Below are 5,535 nucleotides of genomic sequence, written 5' to 3' on the forward strand. Positions count from 1 at the left end.
GACATCCTGCAACTGCAGGGCAAGCTGGACCCGGCCGGCGCCCTGGGCCTGGGCGAACGCCTGTCCGAGGCGCAAGCCGCCTGCGAACGCCTGCAACGGCGCCGCGACGAATTCGCGCAGCGCGCCGCCGCGCTGGATCTGCTGCAACAGCTGCTGGCCGACAAGCGCGCCGCGGCCACGCAGCGCCTGCAGGCGCCGCTGGCCCGCCGCCTCAATCACTATCTGGCCCTGCTGTTTCCCGACGCCGCGCTGCGCCTGGACGATGCGCTCCTGCCCACGGCGCTGCGCCGGGGCGACGGAGAAGACCTGCTCGCCGCGCTGAGCTTCGGCACGCGCGAGCAACTGGGCATCCTGGCGCGCTTCGCGTATGCGGACCTGCTGCGCGAGGCGGGCCGGCCCACCTTGCTGCTCCTGGACGACGCGCTGGTGCACACCGACGACGCCCGCCGCGACTTCATGAAGCGCGCGCTGTTCGACGCGGCGACGCGGCATCAGATCCTCATGTTCACCTGCCACGGCGAGGCATGGCGGGACATGGGGGTGGAACAGCGCAGGATCGGCGGCTAGGCGGCCGCGCAGCGCGCTATTCCGGGCGGGCGTCGCCCGCCCAATGCCCGCTCACCAGCTGGGCCGGGCGCGTGCGCGCAATGACGCGCGCGCAGACGTCCCACGCGTCCAGGCGCACGCTCAGGCCGGCGTAGACGCCATGCCCGGCGCCGGCCTCGATGAGCCCGCCGGCTTGCGCGCCTTCGCCTACCCGGATCGCGCCCTCGGCGCGGATGTCCTCGCCGGCGATCAGTCCCCAGCCGCTGGCCAGGTGGTCGCCGCACTGGATCGAGCCCCCGGCCTGGATGCCGCAGCCCGCGTTGAGTTCCTTTTCGGCGCGCACGTCGCCGCCGGCCTTGATGCCTTGTCCGCACTTGATGGCGCCTTGCACGGCGATGTCCTGTCCCGCATGCAGGTGGCCGGTCACGGCCAGGTCCTGGCCGGCGCAGATGTCCCATTTGGCCCGCACGTTGCCGCCGCAGTCCAGGCGGGTGGCGGTGTCGATGCCCCATTCCGCGGCGATGTCGCCGCCGGCGCGCAGGTTGCCGCCGCTGGCGATGTTCGCGCCCGCGGTGATGTTTTCGCCGGCCCTGATGGTTTCCCCGGCGCGGATGCCCCCGCCCGTCACGATGGCGCGCCCGGCGCGCACGACCGTGTCGACGTTGATGCCCATGCGCACCTCGATGGTGCCCGCGAACACGATGGCGTCGGCCTCCAGGGTGTCCAGCCGGAGCACGGCGTCGGTCGGGCCGAACTGGTCCAGCAGCCAGCAGGCGTCGCCGACCCGGCCGTCGGCGACCAGGGCGTCAAGCACGGCCTGGTAGTCCCCCTGGCCGTTGTGGTCGCGCAGGAACCATTTGTAGCCGCCCGCGCAGGGATTCTTGGCTTTGACGAATTTCTTGGTGAGTTGCATGGCGCTTGAAGAAAAGGTGCGTGGCCGCCCGCAAGCCATCGCAGGCATGCGGAAGCGAAACGGAACGCGAACGCCCGCCACGCGGCAGTGCGTCCGCCGGCCGGAATGGGGCTGCGCGGCGCGGGGATGTGCGCGGGCAGCCGGCAGCGGGCCGGAATCAGGAAAGGGAAGGGGGCGGGGAGGCGATTAGCCGGGCTTGGACCGCGCGTAGGCGGAACGCGCGGCGACTTCCTGCGAGCTCAACAGCGTTGAGCGCAGGGCGCAGAGGGCGCAGGTATCGCGGGGAAGGGGGGAAATGTCGGATCGCACGGGGGCAGATGCTACCACCCGGGCGATTGCAGTCAAGCCGCAAGCCGCGCGGCAAAGGGCGCCCGGCGCCCCTTGCCGGTTGTCGCGGTTAGTTGGTCAGGACGATATTGCGGTCCTTGGCGATGCGCTGGCGCAGTTCAAGCTCGTGCTTGATCTGCTTGGCGTAGTCGGCGGGCGAGTTGCCGTCCACCAGCGAACCGCCGTCGGCCAGGCGCTGCGCGATCTTCGGATCCTTCAGCGCCTTGGACGTGGCCGCGTAGATGCGGTCGACCACGGCCTGGGGCGTGCCAGCCGGCGCGACCAGCCCGTACCAGGCCATGTTGTCCATGTCGGGCAGGCCGCCTTCGGCGAAGGTAGGCACGTCCGGCAGGGCCGGCAGGCGCTTGGGCGCGGCCACCGCCAGGGCGCGCAGCTTGCCGGCCTGGATGTGGGGCATGGACGACGGCAGGTTGTCGAACTGGGCGTTCACCTGCCCGGCGATGACGTCGTTGAGCGCCGGACCCGAGCCGCGGTAGGGCACGTGGACCATGTCGGTCTTGGTAAGGGACTTGAAAAGTTCGCCGTCCAGGTGGCTGATGCCGCCCGCGCCCGACGAGGCATAGCTGTACTTGCCCGGATTGTCCTTGAGCAGCTTGATGAATTCGGCGAGGTTTTTGGCCGGCACCGCCGGGTTCACCGTCATCACGTTGGGCACGTTCACCATATTGGTGATGGGGGTGAAGTCCTTGAGCGGGTCATAGGGGTTCTTGGGGTTGGTGGCGGGGTTGGTGGCCATGGTGCTGACGGTGGCCACGCCCAGCGTGTAGCCGTCGGGCGCGGAACGCACCAGCGCATCGGCGCCGATCGAGCCCCCGCCGCCGCCGCGGTTCTCGACCACCACGGGCTGGCCCAGTTCGCGGCCCAGGCCTTCGGCCACGATGCGGGCGACGATGTCGGTGGTGCCGCCCGCCGCGAAGGGGACGATCAGCCGGATCGGCTTGTTGGGATAGGGGTCGGCGGCCTGCGCCGCGGAGCTAAAGCAGACGCCTGCGATGGCGACGGCCAGGACGGCCTTGGCATGTGACAACACGTTCAAGAGTCTTCTCCATATTGTTGTTCCGAGCCGGCCGGCTTCTTGGGCCGGCTTCGGTGAGGTGCGCATTGCCGGGGATGCCGGCAGCCTACAACCTCGTGGCCGAATTCCACACAGGTATGTCCCCACGGTCAACTTGGGATTGTCCCTGTTATGACGAATCTCAAAAAAAATCGCTGGCCGGAGAGATCGGCGCAAATGCCGGAATTTGGACGAAAAAGGCAGTCTTACAACCCCGTGAACGACTATTCAACGCCTTTCATTGCGCAATCATTGCGCAGTCATCTTGCTGTCATTAGCTGGGTACGTGCACAAATCTCTGCATAACTTACAAGAATCTGATATTTTTCGGATGAGATTCTTGCCCGGCCTTGCAAGAAAGCTATTGCGTTTGTTTCTGTCTGCGCCGTTCAATGGCGTTGGTTGATGTCCCCGCGGGGCAACGTGTAGTGCACCGACGCACCGGGCCAGGGTTCCGTCCGTTTTTCAATCCCCGGTCTGTTTCGTCTTTCGCTGCCTTGCGCTGGCGGGAGGGGGCCCGGACATTCTCGGAACGCCATGTCGCTGATCCTGATCCTCGCTCTGCCGTTTGCCGGCAGCCTGTGCGCCGCGCTGCTGCCTTCCAATGCCCGCAACGCCGAGGCCTGGTTGGCGGGTCTCATCGCCCTGGCCTGTGTGGTTCTGGTTGGCAGCCTGTATCGCGAAGTCGCCAATGGCGGCGTTGTCCGGGTCGACATGCCCTGGGCGCCCGCGCTGGGCCTGCAGTTCACCCTGCGCATGGACGGCTACGCCTGGCTCTTCGCGCTGATCGTGTCCGGCATGGGCGCCCTGGTGGTGCTGTATGCGCGCTACTACATGTCGCCGGAAGACCCGGTGCCGCGCTTTTTCTCCTTCTTCCAGGCCTTCATGGCCGCCATGCTGGGCGTGGTGCTGTCGGGCAACCTTATCCAGCTCGTGCTGTTCTGGGAAATGACCAGCCTGGCGTCCTTCATGTTGATCGCCTATTGGCACCACCGCCTGGACGCGCGCCGCGGCGCCCGCATGGCGCTGACCGTGACCGGCGCGGGCGGGCTGTGCCTGCTGGCCGGCGTGCTGATCCTGGGCCATATCGTCGGCAGCTACGACATGGACCGCGTCCTGGCGTCGGGCGACCTGGTCCGCGCCGATCCCTGGTACCCGGCCGTGCTGGCGCTGGTGGCGCTGGGCGCGCTGACCAAAAGCGCGCAGTTCCCGTTCCATTTCTGGCTGCCCAACGCCATGGCCGCGCCCACGCCGGTGTCGGCCTACCTGCATTCGGCGACCATGGTGAAGGCGGGCGTCTTCCTGCTGGCGCGCTTCTGGCCGGTGCTGTCCGGCACGGACGAATGGTTCTGGATCATCGGCGGGGCGGGGCTGATCACCCTGGTTCTGGGCGCCTACGCGGCCATCTTCCAGCAGGACATGAAAGGCGTGCTGGCCTATTCCACCATCAGCCACCTGGGGCTCATCACGCTGCTGCTGGGGCTCAACAGCACCCTGGCGCTGGTGGCCGCCATCTTCCACATGATCAACCACGCCACGTTCAAGGCGTCGCTCTTCATGGCGGCGGGGGTGGTGGACCACGAAACCGGCACCCGCGACCTCAGCCGCCTGTCCGGGCTATACAAGGCCATGCCCATCACGGCGACGCTGGCCATGGTGGCCGCCGCGTCGATGGCGGGCGTGCCCCTGCTGAACGGCTTCCTGTCCAAGGAAATGTTCTTCGCCGAAACGACCTTCGTCAGCGCCGACCGCTATGTGCAGATCGGCCTGCCGCTGCTGGCGACCATCGCGGGCGCCTTCAGCGTCGCGTATTCGCTGCGCTTCATCCTGCAGGTCTTCTTCGGCCCGCCGGCCACGGACCTGCCGCGCGCGCCGCACGAGCCGCCGCGCTGGATGCTGTTGCCCAGCGCGCTGCTGGTGTTCATGTGCCTGCTGGTGGGCGTCCTGCCGGGGGTGACCGTGGGGCCGTTCCTGGCCACCGCGGCGCAAAGCATCCTGGGCCAGAACATGCCCGAGTACAGCCTGGCCGTGTGGCACGGCGTCAACCTGCCGCTGGTGATGAGCCTGGTCGCCACGACGGCCGGCGTGCTGCTGTACCTGGCCCTGCGCGCACACCAGCATGCCAACCCGGGGCGGGTGCCTTTCATCTACCGCCTGGACGGCCGCCGCACCTTCGAGGCGCTGCTGGACGGCTCCAGCGTCGCGTCCGCCTGGCTGCTGCGCTGGGTGTCGTCCACGCGCCTGCAGGTGCAGATGGTCCTGATCGTGGTGGGCACGCTGTTCGTCGCCTGGCTGCCCTTGCGGGCGGGCGGCTGGCTTGACGGCGCCAATCGCCTGACGCCGGTCGACCCGGTATTCGCGCTGCTGTGGCTGGTGGGCGGGACCTGCGCGCTGGCCGCCGCCTTCCAGGCCAAGTATCACCGCCTGGCGTCGCTGGCGCTGGCCGGCGGCGCGGGCCTGATCACCTGCCTTACCTTCGTCTGGTTTTCCGCGCCCGACCTGGCCCTGACGCAGTTGTCCGTCGAGGTCGTGACGCTGGTGCTTCTGCTGCTGGGCCTGCGCTGGCTGCCCCGGCGGATCGAGCAGGACGACGAAGAAGGCCTCAAGGCCACGCTGCAGGCGCGCGGGCGCCGCCTGCGCGACCTGGCGCTGGCCGTGGCCGCCGGCGGCGGCA

4 protein-coding genes are annotated in these 5,535 nt (G+C 68.5%); 2 read left to right on the forward strand and 2 right to left on the reverse strand.

Annotated elements, in window-relative coordinates; genetic code table 11:
- On the forward strand, positions 1 to 567 hold a 567-nt coding region (locus ABE485_RS30905; protein WP_430795487.1), incomplete at its 5' end, for an ATP-binding protein.
- A 16-nt stretch (positions 568 to 583) separates the two neighbouring features.
- On the opposite strand, the gene ABE485_RS30910 is transcribed toward ABE485_RS30905, so the two are convergent.
- Both ABE485_RS30910 and ABE485_RS30915 read right to left on the reverse strand, forming a co-directional pair.
- A complete protein-coding gene (locus ABE485_RS30910; RefSeq protein WP_346519068.1) occupies positions 584 to 1,459 on the reverse strand; it encodes a hypothetical protein in 876 nt (291 codons plus the stop codon).
- 397 nt (positions 1,460 to 1,856) lie between these two features.
- Positions 1,857 to 2,843, reverse strand: coding sequence for a Bug family tripartite tricarboxylate transporter substrate binding protein (locus ABE485_RS30915; protein ID WP_346519069.1), 987 nt, complete (start codon positions 2,841 to 2,843; stop codon positions 1,857 to 1,859).
- A gap of 555 nt (positions 2,844 to 3,398) precedes the next feature.
- On the opposite strand from ABE485_RS30915, the gene ABE485_RS30920 reads away from it, so the two are divergent.
- Positions 3,399 to 5,535 (forward strand): monovalent cation/H+ antiporter subunit A (locus ABE485_RS30920; RefSeq protein WP_346519070.1); only part of this gene is annotated, 2,137 nt, incomplete at its 3' end.

The organism is Achromobacter spanius (genome assembly GCF_039673305.1).
GTDB lineage: Bacteria > Pseudomonadota > Gammaproteobacteria > Burkholderiales > Burkholderiaceae_B > Achromobacter > Achromobacter spanius_F.

Excerpts from the sequence above, each read along its gene's own strand:
- ABE485_RS30910 (WP_346519068.1), bottom strand. The coding sequence starts at position 1,459 with ATGCAACTCACCAAGAAATTCGTCAAAGCCAAGAATCCCTGCGCGGGC.